This window comes from Paenibacillus sp. FSL R7-277 (assembly GCF_000517965.1).
Taxonomy (GTDB): Bacteria; Bacillota; Bacilli; order Paenibacillales; family Paenibacillaceae; genus Paenibacillus_AQ; species Paenibacillus_AQ silagei.
Map to the genome: position 1 here is coordinate 179045 of NZ_ASPX01000069.1, position 17132 is coordinate 196176.

General features: G+C 56.9%; 12 protein-coding genes, 1 tRNA gene and 1 pseudogene. 11 read left to right on the forward strand and 3 right to left on the reverse strand.

Going from position 1 to position 17132, the window contains the following annotated elements:
- The first annotated feature begins 53 nt into the window (after nt 1–53).
- Nucleotides 54–127: transfer RNA gene (locus C173_RS20040), tRNA-Gly, on the forward strand.
- 165 nt (nt 128–292) lie between these two features.
- On the opposite strand, the gene C173_RS20045 is transcribed toward C173_RS20040, so the two are convergent.
- The gene (locus C173_RS20045; RefSeq protein WP_036727698.1) at nt 293–1648 is read right to left on the reverse strand and encodes a dipeptidase; all 1356 of its coding nucleotides are present in this window, start codon (nt 1646–1648) and stop codon (nt 293–295) included.
- Between the two features lie 304 nt (nt 1649–1952).
- On the opposite strand from C173_RS20045, the gene C173_RS20050 reads away from it, so the two are divergent.
- From C173_RS20050 to C173_RS34280, 3 genes are all read left to right on the forward strand, one after another.
- The gene (locus C173_RS20050; RefSeq protein ID WP_442792658.1) at nt 1953–2915 is read left to right on the forward strand and encodes a TRM11 family SAM-dependent methyltransferase; all 963 of its coding nucleotides are present in this window, start codon (nt 1953–1955) and stop codon (nt 2913–2915) included.
- Between the two features lie 50 nt (nt 2916–2965).
- Nucleotides 2966–3583: an NUDIX hydrolase gene (locus tag C173_RS20055; protein ID WP_036727700.1), complete on the forward strand. Its 618-nt coding sequence runs from the start codon at nt 2966–2968 to the stop codon at nt 3581–3583.
- Between the two features lie 202 nt (nt 3584–3785).
- Nucleotides 3786–3941 (forward strand): hypothetical protein, encoded by a 156-nt coding sequence (locus tag C173_RS34280; protein ID WP_155991586.1) that lies wholly within the window; start codon nt 3786–3788, stop codon nt 3939–3941.
- A gap of 100 nt (nt 3942–4041) precedes the next feature.
- On the opposite strand, the gene C173_RS20060 is transcribed toward C173_RS34280, so the two are convergent.
- Both C173_RS20060 and abc-f read right to left on the reverse strand, forming a co-directional pair.
- Entirely contained in the window at nt 4042–4515 is a 474-nt protein-coding gene (locus tag C173_RS20060) for an ASCH domain-containing protein (protein WP_036727702.1), read from the reverse strand.
- A gap of 45 nt (nt 4516–4560) precedes the next feature.
- Entirely contained in the window at nt 4561–6585 is a 2025-nt protein-coding gene (gene abc-f / locus C173_RS20065) for a ribosomal protection-like ABC-F family protein (RefSeq protein WP_036727703.1), read from the reverse strand.
- A 461-nt stretch (nt 6586–7046) separates the two neighbouring features.
- Between abc-f and C173_RS20070 the strand changes: the two genes are divergently transcribed.
- The 7 genes and pseudogenes from C173_RS20070 (at nt 7047) to C173_RS20105 (ending at nt 17124) form a co-directional block, all read left to right on the forward strand.
- On the forward strand, nt 7047–7424 hold the full coding sequence (locus tag C173_RS20070) for a PH domain-containing protein (RefSeq protein WP_036696174.1): 378 nt from the start codon (nt 7047–7049) through the stop codon (nt 7422–7424).
- Between the two features lie 227 nt (nt 7425–7651).
- A complete protein-coding gene (gene ggt, locus C173_RS20075) occupies nt 7652–9229 on the forward strand; it encodes a gamma-glutamyltransferase (protein WP_036727705.1) in 1578 nt (525 codons plus the stop codon).
- A 289-nt stretch (nt 9230–9518) separates the two neighbouring features.
- Nucleotides 9519–10085, forward strand: a pseudogene (locus tag C173_RS20080) (amidase family protein); the annotation flags it as partial.
- Between the two features lie 1758 nt (nt 10086–11843).
- Nucleotides 11844–13418, forward strand: coding sequence for a PucR family transcriptional regulator (locus C173_RS20090; RefSeq protein ID WP_036727707.1), 1575 nt, complete (start codon nt 11844–11846; stop codon nt 13416–13418).
- 44 nt (nt 13419–13462) lie between these two features.
- A complete protein-coding gene (locus tag C173_RS32955; protein WP_051478194.1) occupies nt 13463–14092 on the forward strand; it encodes an NTP transferase domain-containing protein in 630 nt (209 codons plus the stop codon).
- 213 nt (nt 14093–14305) lie between these two features.
- Complete coding sequence (locus tag C173_RS20100; protein WP_036727709.1) at nt 14306–15481, forward strand: BMP family ABC transporter substrate-binding protein; 1176 nt, start codon at nt 14306–14308, stop codon at nt 15479–15481.
- A gap of 110 nt (nt 15482–15591) precedes the next feature.
- On the forward strand, nt 15592–17124 hold the full coding sequence (locus tag C173_RS20105; RefSeq protein WP_036727711.1) for an ABC transporter ATP-binding protein: 1533 nt from the start codon (nt 15592–15594) through the stop codon (nt 17122–17124).
- The last annotated feature ends 8 nt before the right edge of the window (nt 17125–17132 follow it).

Consider the following 17132-nt stretch of genomic DNA (forward strand, 5'->3'; position numbering starts at 1 on the left):
GTTGCAATTTATTCGTAGTGGTGCTACAATGTTTCTTGTACTCAATTCGAGTTGCGGGTGTAGTTCAATGGTAGAACTTCAGCCTTCCAAGCTGATAGCGTGGGTTCGATTCCCATCACCCGCTCCATATTTAACTTCCGAAATCCTTGTCCGCAAGGGTTTTTTTGTTGTGAAAATGAGGGCGATTGGACCAAATGTAGGCGAAAATAAAACAAAAAGAAGCCAGGCCTCCGATCCTTCGGGGGCCTGGCTTACTTATATGATGTGACAGGTAAGCCGTCTGCCTTGGACGTTAGACGGTCTTCAGGAACTCAACAAGGGTCAGCAGTCCTTTGTCGAAGTTCTCCAGATTGAAATGCTCGTCCGGCGCATGCAGGTTCTCGTCATCGAGTCCGAAGCCCATCAGGACGACCGGCGCCTTCAGGATGCGGGCGAAGCTCTCCATGATTGGGATGGAGCCGCCGTCTTTGGTGAAGAGGGCACGTGTGCCGTAGACCTTGCCATAAGCATCGGCAGCGGTCTGGAGGATCGGGTGTGACGGATCGATGTTGAAGGCGCGTGCCTTCTCCATCTGCTTCACCTGAACCTTGGCGCCGCTCTGGATATTAGCCTTCAGATGGGCTTCAACGGCATCCAGGATGTGCTGCGGGTCCTGGTCGCCGACCAGGCGGCAGGTAATCTTGGCATGGGCTTCCTTCGGGATTACTGTCTTGCTGCCTTCGCCTTGGAAGCCTCCGTATACGCCGTTCAGCTCCAGCGTTGGACGCGCGCCGACCCGTTCCACGAAGGTGTAGCCTTCTTCGCCGTACAATTGCTCCAGGCCGAGGGCGGTCCGGATTTTGTCTTCATCCACACCTTGCTTGGCGAATTCTTCGCGCAGCAGCGGGGACAGGGCAGGCACACCTTCGTAGAAGCCTTCTACAGATACGCGGCCCTTGTCATCGTGAAGGGTGCTGAGCAGCGAGACCAGCGCATGCAGCGCATTGGGAACGCCGCCGCCGTAGGAGCCGGAGTGCAAATCAGTCAAGGCGGTGTTCACTGTGACCTCCATGGAGCAGAGACCACGGAGCCCGGTGCAGATGGCGGGGCGTCCGCGTTCCAGCAGGGAGGTATCCGAGACGAGAACGGCATCTGCCGCAAGCTTGTCCTGGTTAGCTTCCAGGAATGGCGGCAGGTTGATGCTGCCAATCTCTTCTTCCCCTTCGATGCAGAGCTTGATGTTGACTGGCAGCGTGCCCTCTTGCTTCAGGATAGCCTCGATGGCTTTGATATGCATGAATACCTGGCCCTTGTCGTCTGTAGCGCCGCGCGCATACAGCTTGCCGTCACGGATCTCCGGTTCAAACGGAGGGGTAGTCCACAGGTTCAGCGGATCCACCGGCTGTACATCATAATGCCCGTATACCAGAATAGTCGGCTTGCCGGGCGCATGAAGATAGTCTGCATAGATCACCGGATGGCCGGCAGTGGGATGCAGCTCAATATTCTCAAGTCCTGCGCGCTTTAGTGTCTCAGTCAGCCATGCGGCAGCAGCATTGATATCTTCCTTGTGGGTGGAGAGGGCTGAGATGCTGGGAATCGCCAGCCATTGCTTAAGCTCGGTCAGCTGGGCTTCACGCTCAGCCTGAAAGTAAGTTTCGTAAGACATAGTGGGTATGTACCTCCTTGGAATTCGCTGCTTAATACCACAGCTACCCGTATTATGCGGCAACATGCATAACGGAGGGTCTCTGCGGCTCAGGTTCGGCAGTGTAATGCATTCATTATACTGGAGATATCCCGATGGATCAAAAAAGGATTGTCCGGCCCTTCAACATAGGGTGACTGGAGCTGCGTAGCTTAGGTAACACTTCCTTGCAGGCTGTTGATTACTGGCAGTAACCGTGATAGACTTACTTAGTTTAAGCAAAGGAACCGCCGAGCGCGGCGGAAGCGACAGGAGCGAAATTGTAGTGTCAACGAACATACCTGCAAGTGTTGAACCGATATATATTTATACGTATGCCCATTCGCCGGATGAGACCTCATTGTGCGGGATGGAGCTGCGCTGCCTGTTCGGCCGGGAGATCCCTCCGGCTATATTTGCAAGCGGGGTAGAGGCGGATGTCAGCCGCAGTCCTTTTATCAAAGAGCGGATAGATGTGATGTACGAAGGGGACACGCTCCCGGAGATCTACAAGCAGACAGAGCAGGTAGAGCTGGGGGGGCGGAGCTTCAAGGTTATTTTTGTGAAGACTAATGATCTGGCTCCTGAACACAAAATCGAATACGGTGAGCGCAGAGTGATTGAGCGGGAAATTGGCCTGCGGATTGAGGGAGAGGCGGATGTGAACCATCCGGAGCTGGTGTACGGGATTGTAACGCTCGGCGGACGCTGGTACTTCGGCTCTTATCATAAGAACAATGCAACCTGGTTCCGGCAGATGCACAAGCCCCGCAGCTACTCCATAGCGCTCAGCACACGGGTAGCCCGGGCGGCGGTCAATATGGCGGTTCCGCGCATACCCGGTGTGAAGCTGATCGATCCCTGCTGCGGAATTGGCACAGTAATGGTGGAAGCTTTGTCGATGGGAATCGATGTCGTCGGCCGTGATATTAACCCGCTCATTGCAGCCGGTGCGCGGACGAACATTGCTCATTTCGGCTTCGAGAGTGTTGTTACGCTCGGAGATATCGCAGACATAGAGGAGCATTACGATGCGGCCATCGTGGATATGCCTTATAATCTGTATTCACGGATTACCCCCGAAGAGCAGTTTGCGATTCTGAGCCATACGCGGCGGATTGCGGACAGAGTGGTCATTGTAGCGATTGAGGCTGTGGATGAGATGATTGCTGCCGCCGGTTTTACAATTATAGACCGTTGTGTGGCGCGAAAAGGTGCGTTCTCCCGTCATCTGATGCTGTGCGAGTAGAGCGTCTGGAAGAAGTAGTGTAACTAAATCCGAATAAAGGCGGTGTGCTTATGGAACCGAAATGGTTAACCTGGGCCAAAGAAATTCAAGCGATTGCCCAGACCGGACTGACGTATGCCAAGGATGTATATGATATTGAGCGTTATCAGGCACTGCGCGAGCTGAGCGTGGATATTCTGGCGAATTATACGTCTGAGAGCAAGGAGCGTATCCGGCTCTCTTTCGCGGGCGAAGGGGGGTATAGCACACCTAAGGTGGATATCCGGGGAGTGATTTTTCAGGAGGATAAAATTCTGCTCGTACACGAGAAGCTCGACGGAAAATGGGCGCTGCCCGGAGGGTGGGCGGATATCGGCCTGTCACCGAGTGAGGTGGCTGTCAAGGAGATTGCCGAGGAATCCGGCTACCAGGCGGAAGCGATTCGTCTGCTTGCTGTACTGGATAAGAAGTTCCATCAGCATCCGCCGGAGCCATACCATACCTATAAAATGTTCATCCTGTGCAGAATTACCGGCGGGGAGGCGGCGGGTGGTGTGGAAACGAGCGGTGTTGGATTTTTTGCCGAGGATGCATTGCCCGAATTGTCTGAAGAGCGCAATACGGCGGAGCAGCTGCATACCCTATTCCAATATTTACATCATCCCGAAAAAGAAGTAATATTGGACTAAAGCACTGCATATAATAGATAACCAAGAGTGTATATAAGTTTTATGAATACATTTTTTGGTTAATATTATTTATGTAAGCCTTTACAGTGATGATCCGCTGAGCCTTTATATCTAAAAAATTTATCGAAAACATCTCTTTTTGGGCCTGGCGGTCTACATTTTTTCCTCTGCTTTGACGATAAGAATTTTAGGAGGGGATCGCATGGAACAAGAAGAGCTAAGACTTCCGCTTGCGCAGGAGGGGATGACCCGGCCTACAGAGGGCAATATCGCCACGGGCCTGGTATGGGGTGTCCTGATCAGTATTCCCTTATGGATCTCGTTGATCGGCTGGATGATGGGCATCTGGAATTTCTAGGACCCGTCCGCAGCAATAGCTAAGTCTCACTACTACTAACTGCACATATACAATGAAGGCTGCCTCTTCGAAGTGAAGAAGCAGCCTTTTTATGCTGAAATTACAAGTCGTTGTTGATATGCACCAGCTGGAAGGTCTCGCAGACCACCCGCATATCCGGGTCGAAGGGCTTGCCCTCACGCCCCATCTCCCTGGTGAAGAACACCTCATGCTCGTAGCGCCAGGATTCAAGGCTGCGGTCATCCTCCCCTTCGGAGTAGGCGAATTCAGCGGTTACCTCAGCGAATGGAACGACCTCCACCTTCGTTGTTTCGATGATCGCGCGCGGCTGCCCTGTGCTGTCCAGCAGGACGGATAGTCCGCCTGTAAAAGGCATGGTCAGCCCCTGCGCTTCAATCAACTCATAATTCTGCGCGGTCCCGGTCTTGATTCCTCTAAGAACCAGATCCAGCAGCTCATCTGCCAGCCGGGGATTGTCGCCGAACGCCCAGGCGCTGTCGAATTTGTCTGCCGCTTCCGGATGCTTCACCAGATAACTCTCCCAATATTTCGCAATTTCCGGAGTTAATGTCATTACGGTCACCTCTACCTTAGATTTAGTATTTAGTCTGTCTACAATTCACATCTCCGCTTCGCTTAACCAGCCGCTATACAGTTCATCGAGCTTCTGCTGCGCAGCATCTCTCATTCCTTGCAGCTCGGCCAGCTTCTCTGCATTGCTCGACAGCTGCGGGTCCAGCATCTCGGCATCGATAAGAGCAAGCTGCGCTTCCGCTGCGGCAATGTCCTGCTCCCACGAAGCCGCCGGACGCGGCTTGCGGTTCGGACTGGCAGGGCCGGATGGTGATCCCCCTGTATTCTTGCGGCGGGAGGAAGCGGATTCCGTACCCGAACCAGCTGAGGCAGAGGAAGAGGCAGAAGGGGAGCGGTCTACCTGCCCGCTTAATGAGCGGGGCTTGCCGGTGCCGTTCCCGGAAGATTCCGGCTGCGTGGCCTCTTTCCGCTGGGCGGCTTCGGCCTGCTTTTCCTTATAGTATTCGTAGTTGCCCGGGAAGGAGGAGAAGTGTCCGCCGTCAATATGCCAGAGCTTGCCGAAGCAGCGGTTGATGAAATAACGGTCATGGGATACCGCCAGCACGGTGCCGGGGAATTCCTCCAGTGCTTCCTCCAGCGCTTCGCGGGAATCGATATCCAGATGGTTGGTCGGCTCATCCAGAATGAGCAGATTCGGCCTCTTGTGCATCAGGATCGCGAAGCGCAGCCGGGTCCATTCTCCTCCTGACAGGTTGGTGATGCTCTTGAAGACATCGCTGCCGTAAAAGAGGAAGCGGGCCAGCTGGCCGCGGGCTTCGCCTTCTTCAAGTCCGGCCTCCTCGCGGAAATACCGCAGCACGGAGTGGCCGCCCTCCTCCGGCACAGCTTCCTGGGCAAGATAACCGACGACAGCTCGGGAAGCAAGCGTACAGCTCCCGCTGTCCGGTGTCTCCTGGCCAAGGATGATCTTCAGCAGGGTACTTTTGCCTGCTCCGTTGCCGCCAATCAGTGCGGTGGTCTCGCCGTATCTCAGAATATCGCTGGCGGCCGAGAAAAGCCTGCGCTCCCCGTAAGACTTGCTGATCCGGTCCAGGATGACCACCTGGTTGCCGGTCCGGTCCTCCTGCTGGAGCTGCAGATCCATGGACTTTCGCTCCAGGATCGGGCGTTTGACCTTGACCATCCGGTCCAGCGCCTTCTGCATGGACGCAGCACGGCGGTGGAAGGAAGGGTTCGGCGGATTGGAGCGGTTGCCCCATTCAATCAGCCGTTTGATACTCTCCTGCATCTGCTTGATCTTCTTCTGCTGCTCCTGATAGTCAGCGAATTGCTGAAGGAGCCGGGCTTCCTTCTCCACCTGATAACCGCTGTAGTTCGTATGGAAGGTGAAAGCCTCCCCGTCTTCAATCTCGATGACCTTCTTCACCACGGCATCCAGGAAGTAACGGTCATGGGAGATAGCCAGCACCGTGCCGTCATAGCTCTGGAGGAACTGCTCCAGCCACTCGATAGCCTCCATGTCCAGATGGTTGGTCGGCTCATCGAGCAGCAGGATGTCGGGACGGCGCAGCAGCAGCTCGGCCAGCCCTACCTTGGTCTTCTCTCCGCCGGAGAGGGAGGAGAAGCGGCGGTCGTACTGCTCCGTTCCAATCCCCAGCCCTGAGGCTACACGCTGGATCGAGGCTTCCAGCTCATAGCCGCCTGCGGCCTCGAACTTCTCCTGCAGGGTGCCGTATTCCTTAAGCAGCCGGTTCCAGGCCTGCCCGTCTTCGCCCGCGCCGGAGGAAGACATCTCCTGCTCCAGCTCCCGCAGGCGGCGCTGCCAGCCGAGCTGCTCGGCGAAGCTGCGCTGCAGGACGGCATAGACCGTGTCGCTCTCGTTCACCTCCTGAATCTGGGCAAGCAGGCCGATGACGCTGCCCCGGCGGATGGAGAGCTGCCCTTGGTCCGGACGTTCTTCTCCGCTCAGCAGGTGGAAGAGGGTGGTTTTGCCGCAGCCGTTGCGGCCGATCAGGCCGATTTTTTCGCCTTGGCGGATATCGAAGGTGACATCGCTCAGAACGAGCTGGGCACCGTGGTATTTTTGGATATTTTGACATGAGATAATCATCGTTATTCTTCTCCTTTAATTAGGAATGCACTCTCCTTCGCCGTCCTTTGGCTTCTGCGGATTCCGGTCAAAACAGCATAAAAAGGCCGCAGGGAAATTTCCCTGCGGCCTGAGTATTCTTCGGGTTAGGATATCCGTTGAAGTGTAGGCGAGAAAGGCATTTCACAATGTTGTAGTGTTATTAAATTCATGTAAATGGACAGACTTCTCCCGTTGTCCAGATTTGCATGAATAACGCCAGCCATAATATTAATCAGCCGGCTGCTAACACTGTTGGTCCGATTGTGATCCATTCTCCTACACCTCCTTTTTGATAAATTTAAAGCTAGTGTAACCAAAAATCCCGAAATAAGCAAGGGAGAATTGTTCCCGCAGAGACATAAATGCATGGCACTGCAAGTAGTATGGAGTGTGGCGAAGGGGCGTTGACCTTATAACGGCTGCGGGAAAAGAGGAGAGTTATGGCGATTTTTAACGGATTGCTCGGCAATGCAACTCAGGTGGAGCTGGGGGAGGTGCAGCGGGAATACGGACGGATTCTGGCTCCGAATGAAAAGATTGAGCGCGCCTATAAGCTGGTCCGGGACATGTTTATTTTTACAGACAAGCGGCTGATTCTTGTAGACAAGCAGGGGATGACCGGCAAGAAAACCGAATACCACTCTGTTCCTTACAAAAGCATCACTCATTACTCCGTGGAGACGGCGGGGCATTTCGATCTGGATGCGGAGCTGTGCCTGTATATCTCGGGCGCGGGGCTGCCACTGAAGAAAACCTTCAACAAATCGGTCGATATCTACGAAGTGCAGGCTGTGCTGTCGCAATATATCCTGAAGTGAGGGGTTGCACAGAGGGCGTACTAAGGCTGTAGCCTGCTGCAGCTCCATATAACAGACGGATAGAAGGGATGCCGGGCCTGGGCCTGCTTCCGTCCTGAAATTTGTGCATGGCTCACAAAATAAGCGGCAGCAAATGTACGGTCCTGCGGAAGCCGTTGACAGGGGTTCAGGTCCTGCTGTTAAATGACACTAACTTAAGCGGCATGGATGGGAGGCGGAGGCGGAGCATGAGGAGAGGACCGGTGACCGGAACGAAAACGATGGTGGTCAGCCCGCATTATCTGGCCTCGGCGGCGGGCGCGCAAGTTTTGGCCAAAGGCGGCAACGCCTATGATGCGGCCGTTGCAGTCAGCGCGGCGCTGGCTGTGGTCTATCCGCATATGACCGGGCTCGGCGGCGACGCCTTTTGGCTGGGGTACAGCGCCAGCGAAGGGTGCGTGCGGGCCTACAACGGCAGCGGACGCTCGGGCTACGCCGTCCGCCGGGACTGCTATGCCGGGGAAGAGGCCATTCCCCGGCGGGGTGTGCGCAGCGCCATTACGGTGCCCGGAATGGCGGATAGCTGGTCAGCCGTCCAGCGGGAGTATGGACGGCTGACCCTGGCCGAGGTGCTGGAGCCGGCTATCGGCTACAGCGCCGGGGGCTTTCCGCTGTCGCCGGACCAGCATGGCGGCAGTGTTCTGGCCGGAGCCGCGCTGTCGCCTGAAGCGGCGGCGGTGTATCTTCCCGGCGGCCGGATACCGGCGGCGGGAGAGCGGTTTGTGCAGCGGCAGCTGGCCGGGACGTTGCGGGCGCTTGCGGCGGGAGGCCGGGATGCTTTTTATAAAGGGAGCATTGCGGAAGAGATCAGTAATTATATGCAGGCTTCCGGCGGGTATCTGACCCGCGATGATTTCGCGGACCACCAGGGGAGCTGGGAAGAGCCGCTTCAGACCGGATACCATGGGCATACCGTCTATCAGGTTCCGCCGAATTCGCAGGGCTTCACGGCGCTCATGGCGCTTAATATCCTGGAGCATTCTAACTTCGCGGAGATCAGGCATGGCTCCTATGAATATTATCATCTGCTGGTGGAGGCGCTGAAGCTGAGCTTCCGTGACCGTGATCAGGTGCTCACTGACCCGTCCTTCAGCAGCATTCCGCTGGAACGTCTGCTGAGTAAGCCTTATGCGGCTCAACTCGCGGCGGCAATTTCTCCCCGTAAGGCGCTTGCTCTCAGCAGCGAACCGGTTGGAAGGGATACAGCTTATGCGGCGGTAGTAGATGAAGAGGGTAACGCGGTGTCGTTCATCCAGAGTCTGTATTTCGAATTCGGGTCGGGGGTTGTGGCCGGGAATACGGGAATTCTGCTCCAGAACCGCGGGTCCTTCTTCTCGCTTGATCCCGCCCATATCAATACGCTGGAGCCGCACAAGCACACCTTCCACACGCTGATGCCTGCGATGGCCTGCCGGGACGGGAAGCCTGCTTATCTCTATGGCACACAGGGCGGCGAAGGACAGCCGCAGACGCAGACCCTGCTGCTCACGCGCATGCTTCACTATGGGATGGACCCGCAGACTGCGGTGAGTGAACCGCGCTTTGTCTGGGGCAGAACCTGGGGAGAGCCGACTCAGGAGCTGCGGATCGAGAACCGGGTAGCGGAAGCCGTGCGGGCGGAACTGGCGGAGGCGGGGCATCTGGTCCGTGAGGCAGAGAGCTATGACGGGGGGATGGGGCACGCCCACGCTATCTCGATTGACGGTAACGGCTACCGCAGCGGGGGGACGGACCCTCGCTCTGATGGAGCGGCTATCGGTTGGTAAGCGATTTGGATTCTTGGCGGGAAGGTCAAGGAGATAAGGAGATAGTGAGATAAGGGGAATGGGAGAGTGGGAGATAGGGAGGTAAGGGGATAAGGGGATAAGGAGATAGGAAGACAAGGAGATAGGGAAATAGGGAAATAGGGAGATAAGGAGACAAGGAGACAAGGAGATAGGGAGATAAGGGGGATGGGAGAGTGGGAGATAGGGAGACAAGGAGATAGGGAGCTAAGGAGGTAAGAGGCAGGGTGAGAGTAACCCGGTTTGTCCGGGAGGGAGAGGGTGGAGCAGCATGGTTCTTGATAATCGGCACGGCGCATTCCGGGTTCCGGAGCTTGAGATTCCCGGGAGCGGACACGGGGGATTGCACGGCCTGACCTTCACGGTAAAAGATGTCTTCGCAGTGGCCGGGCACCGTTCTTCCGCCGGTAACCCGGACTGGCTGCGCAGCCATGGACCTTCGGACTCCCATGCAGCTGCGGTACGCAGGCTGCTGGAAGCCGGAGCTACGCTGCGGGGGGCAGCCCATACGGATGAGCTGATGTACAGCCTTGGCGGAGAGAACTATCATTACGGTACGCCGGTGAATCCGCACGGGGAGAATCGGATTCCCGGCGGCTCGTCCAGCGGGTCGGCGGTAGCTGTGGCCTCGGGGAGCGTGGATTTTGCCCTCGGAACGGATACCGGCGGCTCCATCCGGGTTCCATCGGCTTATTGCGGTGTGTTCGGTTATCGGCCGACTCACGGTGCGGTATCCCTGGAGGGGGTTATTCCGCTGGCCCCGGCTTTTGATACGGTGGGCTGGATCGCTGGAAGCACGGAGCTGCTGCTGAAGACGGGGCGCGTTCTGCTTGGGGCTGTGGACAGCGGCGGAGATGCCCGGTGCGAGGATAGGAAGAAGGCGTACGATCAGCTCGGGTCTGCGGACAGAAGCGGTGATGCCTGTAGCGGGGAGAACAGGAAGAAGTCGGGCGATCTGCTCGGGTCTGCGGACAGAAGCGGTGATGCCTGTAGCGGGGAGGATAGGAAGAAGGCGGGCGTTCTGCTCAGGTCTGCGAACAGCGGTGGTGATGCCCAAGGCGGAGAGAGTAGGGAGAAGGAGGGCGATCAGCTCGGGTCTGTGGACAGTGGTGGTGATGCCCAAGGCGGAGAGAGTAGGGAGAAGGCGGGGGTTCTAATCGGGTCTGTGGACAGAGACGATATTGCCTGTGACGGGGAAAATAGGAAGAAGGCGGGCGATTTGCTCGGGTCTGCGGACAGCGGCGTAGGTGCCCAGAGCATGGAGAATAGTATGGAGCAGAGCGGCGGTGAGGCGGTTGACGAGTCTGCTGGTGATCTTCGAATGTCCCGGATGTTCATTCTCCCGGAAGGCTGGGCGCTTGTGGAGCAGGACTGTGTAGACTACCTGAGGCGGGGGCTGGACAAGCTTCAGGCAGGCGCTTCGCTACAGGCTGCTGAAGCCGTGGTTGCCCCTGAAGGCTTGAAGACCTGGATGGACGCCTTCCGCGAGCTGCAGGGTGCCGAGATCTGGGCAACCCATGGGGAGTGGATCGGGCGGGAGCAGCCGGTCTTCGGGCCGGATATTGCCGCCCGGTTCGCTTGGGCGGCGGGGCTGGCCGGGGCGGATCACAGCCCGGCCGCTATGCTGCGCAGCCGGATCACTAAGCGGCTGCGGGCGCTGCTCGGGAAGGACGGCTGTCTCGTCCTTCCGACCGTGCCGGGTCCAGCCCCGCTGCGCGGCGCCGGACCCGGGCAGCTGGAGCGGAGCCGCAGCAGCGCCATGATGCTCAGCTGCCTGGCCGGACTGGCCGGGCTGCCGCAGGTTACGCTGCCGGTGCCCGGCCCCGGCGGACTGCCGCTGGGATTGTCCGTCATCGGCGGACACGGACAAGATCTGAGACTCCTGTCCTGGATACAGGAGGTATGGAAGTAGGAAGTCATAGCCCTGGTTCTCTGAACGTAGAGAACCAGGGCTTTTTGCTGATCGCTAGGAGATCCGCTAGTTGCGCGAGGTGCGTGGGCCAAATGTATGCGGAAAACCGAATACAATACCCAGCAGCGAGGTGAGCGGGCCAAATGTATGTGAAAAACAGCATACATCCGGCCGGTGCGGGGGTGAGTGGTCCGGATGTATGCGAAAAACAGCATAAATTTGGCCAGTGCGGGGGTGAGTGGTCCGGATGTATGTGGAAAACAGCATACATTTGGCCGGTGCGGGGGTGAGTGTTCCGGATGTATGCGAAAAACAGCATACATTTGGCCGGTGCGGGGTGAGTGGTCCGGATGTATGCGAAAAACAGCATACATTTGGCCGGTGCGGGGTGAGTGGTCCGGATGTATGTGGAAAACAGCATACAATGGGCGGATGCGAGGTGAGCGGGCCAAATGTATGCAAAAAACAGCATACATCCGGCAGCTGCAAAGATACGTGGGCAATTATGCAGCTTCAAGGGACCAAATGAGAGTCACTGCCGCCCAATGTGTAATATTATCTAACATAGTTGAGCCTAATTCTAACTTTTCTCTTTCCAACAGCGGTCATTTTATCTATAATGTTACATAAAGTAACATATGACTCGAATAAACCTATTATGAAGGTAGAGAAGGAGGGGTGGCTATGCATCTTACGGTGGAAGAAGCGTTGTCCATTTATCCTTTATCCGAAGCGAAGCTGATTGCCGGGTCTAAGGGGAAGCACAGGATCGTGAAATCGATTAATGTCATGGATGCTCCCGATATCTCGGATTGGATCAAGGAAGGGGAAATGCTGTTGACCACAGCCTATCTGATCAAGGACAGCCCGGAGGATGCCTCGGCACTGCTGCAGATGCTGAACCGGCGCGGGTCAGCAGGGCTGGGCATTAAGCTGGGCCGGTTCTGGGAGGCTGTGCCGCCACTCTTGATTGCGGAAGCGGAGCAGCTGAATTTCCCGCTGATCGAGCTGCCGTTCCAGTTCACCTTCTCCGACCAGATGAACGGCTTGTTCCGCGCGGAGCTGTCGCGCAGCGTGGGCACCCTGCAGAGCATGATGGAGAAGCAGCGGCTGCTGATGCGTCTTGCCTTGCGTTCCGGTCGCAGCCGTCCGCTGCTGGACACCGTCTCTGAGATCATCGGTTATCCGCTGGCTGTAATCAGCAACCGGGGGGCGGTAGTATTCAACAACTCGGGATATACCGAGAGTGAGCAGCTGGAAGGGTGGCCCTGGCCGCCCCGCAATCAGCGCTTCCGTCTCAGCGGAGGCACCGGCTACCGTCTCCCGCTGCTACAGGCCGGGAAATGTCTGGGTTATCTTCATTATTGCGATATTGATCCCTTGCTGCTGCCGGTGGAGGAAAGTCTGTTCGTCCAGGGGGCAGAGCTGATTTCTTATCATATGCATACCGGGCTGGAGGATTATTTCGAGCAGGCCGGACACCGGGAATTCAGCGGGCTGCTGCGGCGCTTCCTGAATGACGGGCTGAAATACGCTGAGCTGGCGCAGGCAGCGCTCCGGCTGGAGATTACGCTGCTCCAGTCCCCGTTTCAATTGCTGCTTACCGATGTGGCTGTTGTGGGAGAAGCCCGGCAGGGAGAGCTGCTGCGGCTGAAGGAGGAGTATTCGGAGCATCCGGTGCTGCATGGCCTGCAGGCGGTTCACTTCCTGGTGGAGGAGGGACTGGTGTCGCTGTATCCGGCCGGGCCGCATCAGCCGGAGGAGTTCCGGGCGCTGATTCAGGAATGCTTCGACAGCCTGAAGTTCGATAAAGGGTATTATCCGCAGGCGGCTGTCAGCAGCGTGAAGCTGAAGCCGGAGGGGCTGAAGGAAGCTTTTGCCGAGATTAAGGAATGTATGGGCATGGCCCGGCAATGGGGCGCACACGGAAATGTGGTGCATTACCGCCAGCTGGAGCTTGATCTGCTGCTGAGCAAGATTCCGGCGGAGACCATGGAGCGTTACTATAACGGCAGCCTGCGGGGGCTGCTTAGCCGGGAACCGGAATATGTTAAGGAGATGCTCCACACGCTGGAGGTCTACCTGGAGAATGACGGCCATGTGAACGAGACGGCCAAGAAGCTGTTCATTCACCGCAATACGGCCACTTACCGGATTGAGAAGCTCAGTGAGCTGCTGGATGTCGATTTCAAAAAAATCAATGATCTCATGAAGCTGAAGCTGGTATTCCTGTTCCGCAGAATGCTGGAGCGCGAATAACAGCCGTCCATCAGCAGATTGCCCAAAAAAAGGAGTGGAGAACAATGAAGGTGGCCGGAATCTTTTTGGCGGCAGGCCGCAGTAATGGAGCAGGGGCCTCTGAAGGTTCTCAGAACAGGGCGGGCGCGGGTTCAGCCGGTGCGGCGATGCTCAGTGAGCTGGAGACCTGCGGGCTCGCGCCGCTGGTTGTAGTGGTGCGTGCGGATGATCCTTTAGGCTGGCTGCCGCCGGCCGGGAAGGCGGAGAATATGCGGCGGATTGAGACTTGCCTGACGGCCCATTTGGGCCTGTCCTTCTCCCTGCGCTGCGGCTTGAATGCTGTAGCTTCGCTTCAGCCGGATGCGGTGGTCATTGCGGCGGCAGATCAGCCGTTTGTGACAGCGGCTCAGATCCGCCGGTTCATCCAGGCGTATGAGCAGCACCCGGAGCTTGATTATGTCACGAGTGCACAGGAAGGGCTGCTGATGCCGCCTACCCTTTTCTCAAGCACGCTGTTCGGCGGACTTCAGGAGTTGGACGATGAAGAGGGGATAGCTGCCATTATGCGGACCAAGGAGTATAAGGGGCTCATCCTGCCGCAAGAGTCTGTTCAGGCCTTCACAGAGACCGGGCTGCCGGAGAGCTTCGGAGAGTACAGCAGAGAATGGAGCGTGCGGAGCGGGAATAGACAGTGAATTCGCAATTTTTTAAAGCTATGTAAGGTAATATCACAGTATTTAAGTTTAATTTGAGATGACTTCGTGCATGAAGCACAAAATCGGCCCCCTCTTCTTATCCAACCACACAAAGCTATGTTATATAAATTTACGTAAGTGCTGCGCCTCAGTATAGTAGAGATACATTAATGGCTGTAGCCATTAGAAGAGATATCCTGGAGGAGGAGAATTATGAAACAAAGGGGTCAGGCATTCAAATTCAGCATCATCACGATGTTCCTGCTGGCGGTGGTTCTGACGGGGTGCGCGAAGAATAATACGGCGTCTAATACGGGTGCGGCAGCAACGGCAGAGCCTTCGGCGGCCAGTACACCGGCAGGCAGCGAGGCGGCGGCAACGACAGAGCCGGCAGCAAAGAAGCCGACGGTTGCTTTTGTCTATATCGGGCCTCCGGGTGACGGCGGGTATACGTATCAGCATGACCAGGGCCGTCTGTATATGGAGAAGGAGCTCGGGATTAAGGCGGATTTCGTAGAAAATGTACCGGAAAGCGCCGATGCCGAGCGGATCATCACAGAGCTTGCGCAAAACCATGACATCGTGTTCACCACAAGCTTCGGCTATATGGATTTCACCTTGAATGTGGCCGGCAAATTTCCTAACGTGAAGTTCCTGCATGCCTCCGGCTACAAGACCGCTGAGAACATGGGAACCTACTTCGGCAAAAACTATCAGGCAAGCTATCTGTCGGGGATCGCGGCAGGCAAAATGACAAAGAAAAACCATCTCGGCTATGTGGGAGCCTTCCCGATCAGCGAGGTGATCTATAATCTGAACGCCTTCACGCTGGGCGCGCAGAGCGTCAACCCGGCGGTTAAGGTGGATGTGGTGTGGACGAATACCTGGTATGACCCTGCCACTGAACGTCAGGCGGCCATCAGCCTGCTCGACAAAGGGGCGGATGTCCTGCTGGCGTATCAGGATTCACCGGCTACCCTTCAGGCTGCGGCGGAACGGGGAGCTTTTGCCGGGGGGAATGACTCGGATATGAGCAAGTATGCACCGGACAACTACTTAACCAACCCTGTATGGAACTGGGGTCCTTATTATGTAAAAGCTGTACAGTCTGTGATGGACGGAACCTGGAAAAGTGAGCAGTATTCCGGCGATATGGCGGACGGCATGGTGGAGCTGGCGCCATTCGGCAACAAGGTTCCCGAGGATGTGAAGAAGCTGGTGGAGGACGCCAAGGCCAAAATCATCAGCGGCGGGCTGGAGGTCTTCACCGGACCCATCTCGGACAACAAGGGCAATGTAACCGTTAAGGACGGCCAGAAGCTGACCCTTGAAGAGGTGCTTGGCATGAACTGGCTGGTCAAGGGTGTTGAGGGTACGATTCCGCAGTAACAGCTGCTACTACACATCTTAATACAGCACGGCCTTACGGGTGGGGCGGGTTCCGGATACCGGAGCCTTCCCCACCTGTACTATAACTACCCGGAAAGGAGCGTAGTATTATGCAGGACCCTTCGGTTGAAATGCGCGGGATAGTGAAGACATTCGGTGCTGTGACGGCCAGCGATCAAGTTGATTTTTCGGCAAATGCGGGGGAGATTCACGCGCTGCTCGGGGAGAACGGGGCAGGGAAAAGCACAGTCATGAGCATGCTGTCAGGAGTGTACCGGGCGGACGCCGGGGAGATTCTCATTCATGGCAAACCGGCCAGAATCCGTTCCCCGAAGGATGCGGCACTGCTCGGTGTAGGCATGGTCTTTCAGAACTTCAGACTGGTGCAGAGCCTTACAGCGGCGGAGAATATCGTGCTTGGCGAAAAGTCGTCTTTCTGGCGCGGCAGCAGATGGATTAGACATAAGCATGAAGAGATAGAGGCGCTTGGAGAACGGTTTGGCTTGAAATTTCCCGTCGACCGGCCGATCTGGCAGCTGTCTGTCGGAGAGCAGCAGCGCGTTGAGATTGTCAAGACGCTGTACCGGGGGGCAGATATCATCATTCTGGATGAGCCGACCTCGGTGCTGACGCCGGGGGAGGCGGAGCAGCTGTTCGAGACCCTTCAGGTGATGAAGCAGGCGGGCAAGACAGTGATCATGACCACGCATAAAATGAAGGAGGTCATGGCCTCCTCGGACCGGATCTCCGTGATGCGCAAGGGGAAAATGATTGCTTCGCTGATGACGGGCGAGACGGATGAGCTGGAGCTGGCCCGGCTGATGGTGGGCCGGGAGGTTACGATTAGCCGTCAGGAGCGCGCGGCGACGGCCGGAGAGCCGCTGCTGATCGTCCGCGATCTGGAGGTGGCTGCGGATCATGGCCGCAAGGCGCTGGATGCCCTGTCGCTTACGGTTCATGAAGGCGAAATTGTGGGCGTGGCCGGTGTCGCGGGCAACGGGCAGAAGGAGCTGGCGGAGGTATTGACAGGGCTAAGAGCATGGAGGACGGGCGAGATCCGGTTTGACGGCAGTCCGGTAAAAACAGCTTCGGTAAGAGGAGCGATCGATTCGGGCATCTCGCATGTGCCGGAGAACCGGATGAAGAGCGGTCTGGCCGGACGGCTGGGGTCCGTTGACAACCTGCTGTTCAAGTCTTACCGCAGCGGGGAGCATTCCCGGTTCGGCTTCCTGAAGGCGGCGAGGAACCGCTCCTGGTCGCAGGAGCTGGTCCGCCGCTTCAATGTGAAGACGCCTGAGCTGGATACCCCCGTGCAGCAATTGTCCGGCGGGAACCAGCAGAAGCTGCTGTTCGCCCGCGAGGTCAGCCACCGTCCGAAGCTGATGGTGGCCGTGCATCCGACGCAAGGGCTGGATGTCGGCGCAGCGGCAGGGGTGCATGAGCTGCTGATGGAGCTGCGCAGCTCCGGTAGCGGAGTGCTATTGATCTCCGAGGATCTGGATGAGCTGCTGCAGTTATCCGACCGTATTCTGGTGATCTACGGCGGTTCAATTATAGGCGAGAGCGATCATGAGCAGGCGGACCGGGAACAAATCGGCCTGATGATGGCCGGTATCCGGAGCAGGGAGGGAAGTGCCGTATGAGTCCGAAG

Coding starts and splice junctions, on each gene's coding strand:
- C173_RS20100 (WP_036727709.1), top strand. CDS start 14,306: ATGAAACAAAGGGGTCAGGCATTCAAATTCAGCATCATCACGATGTTC.
- C173_RS20070 (WP_036696174.1), top strand. CDS start 7,047: ATGGCGATTTTTAACGGATTGCTCGGCAATGCAACTCAGGTGGAGCTG.
- C173_RS20105 (WP_036727711.1), top strand. CDS start 15,592: ATGCAGGACCCTTCGGTTGAAATGCGCGGGATAGTGAAGACATTCGGT.
- C173_RS20060 (WP_036727702.1), bottom strand. CDS start 4,515: ATGACATTAACTCCGGAAATTGCGAAATATTGGGAGAGTTATCTGGTG.
- ggt (WP_036727705.1), top strand. CDS start 7,652: ATGAGGAGAGGACCGGTGACCGGAACGAAAACGATGGTGGTCAGCCCG.
- C173_RS32955 (WP_051478194.1), top strand. CDS start 13,463: ATGAAGGTGGCCGGAATCTTTTTGGCGGCAGGCCGCAGTAATGGAGCA.
- C173_RS34280 (WP_155991586.1), top strand. CDS start 3,786: ATGGAACAAGAAGAGCTAAGACTTCCGCTTGCGCAGGAGGGGATGACC.
- C173_RS20045 (WP_036727698.1), bottom strand. CDS start 1,648: ATGTCTTACGAAACTTACTTTCAGGCTGAGCGTGAAGCCCAGCTGACC.
- C173_RS20090 (WP_036727707.1), top strand. CDS start 11,844: ATGCATCTTACGGTGGAAGAAGCGTTGTCCATTTATCCTTTATCCGAA.
- C173_RS20055 (WP_036727700.1), top strand. CDS start 2,966: ATGGAACCGAAATGGTTAACCTGGGCCAAAGAAATTCAAGCGATTGCC.
- abc-f (WP_036727703.1), bottom strand. CDS start 6,585: ATGATTATCTCATGTCAAAATATCCAAAAATACCACGGTGCCCAGCTC.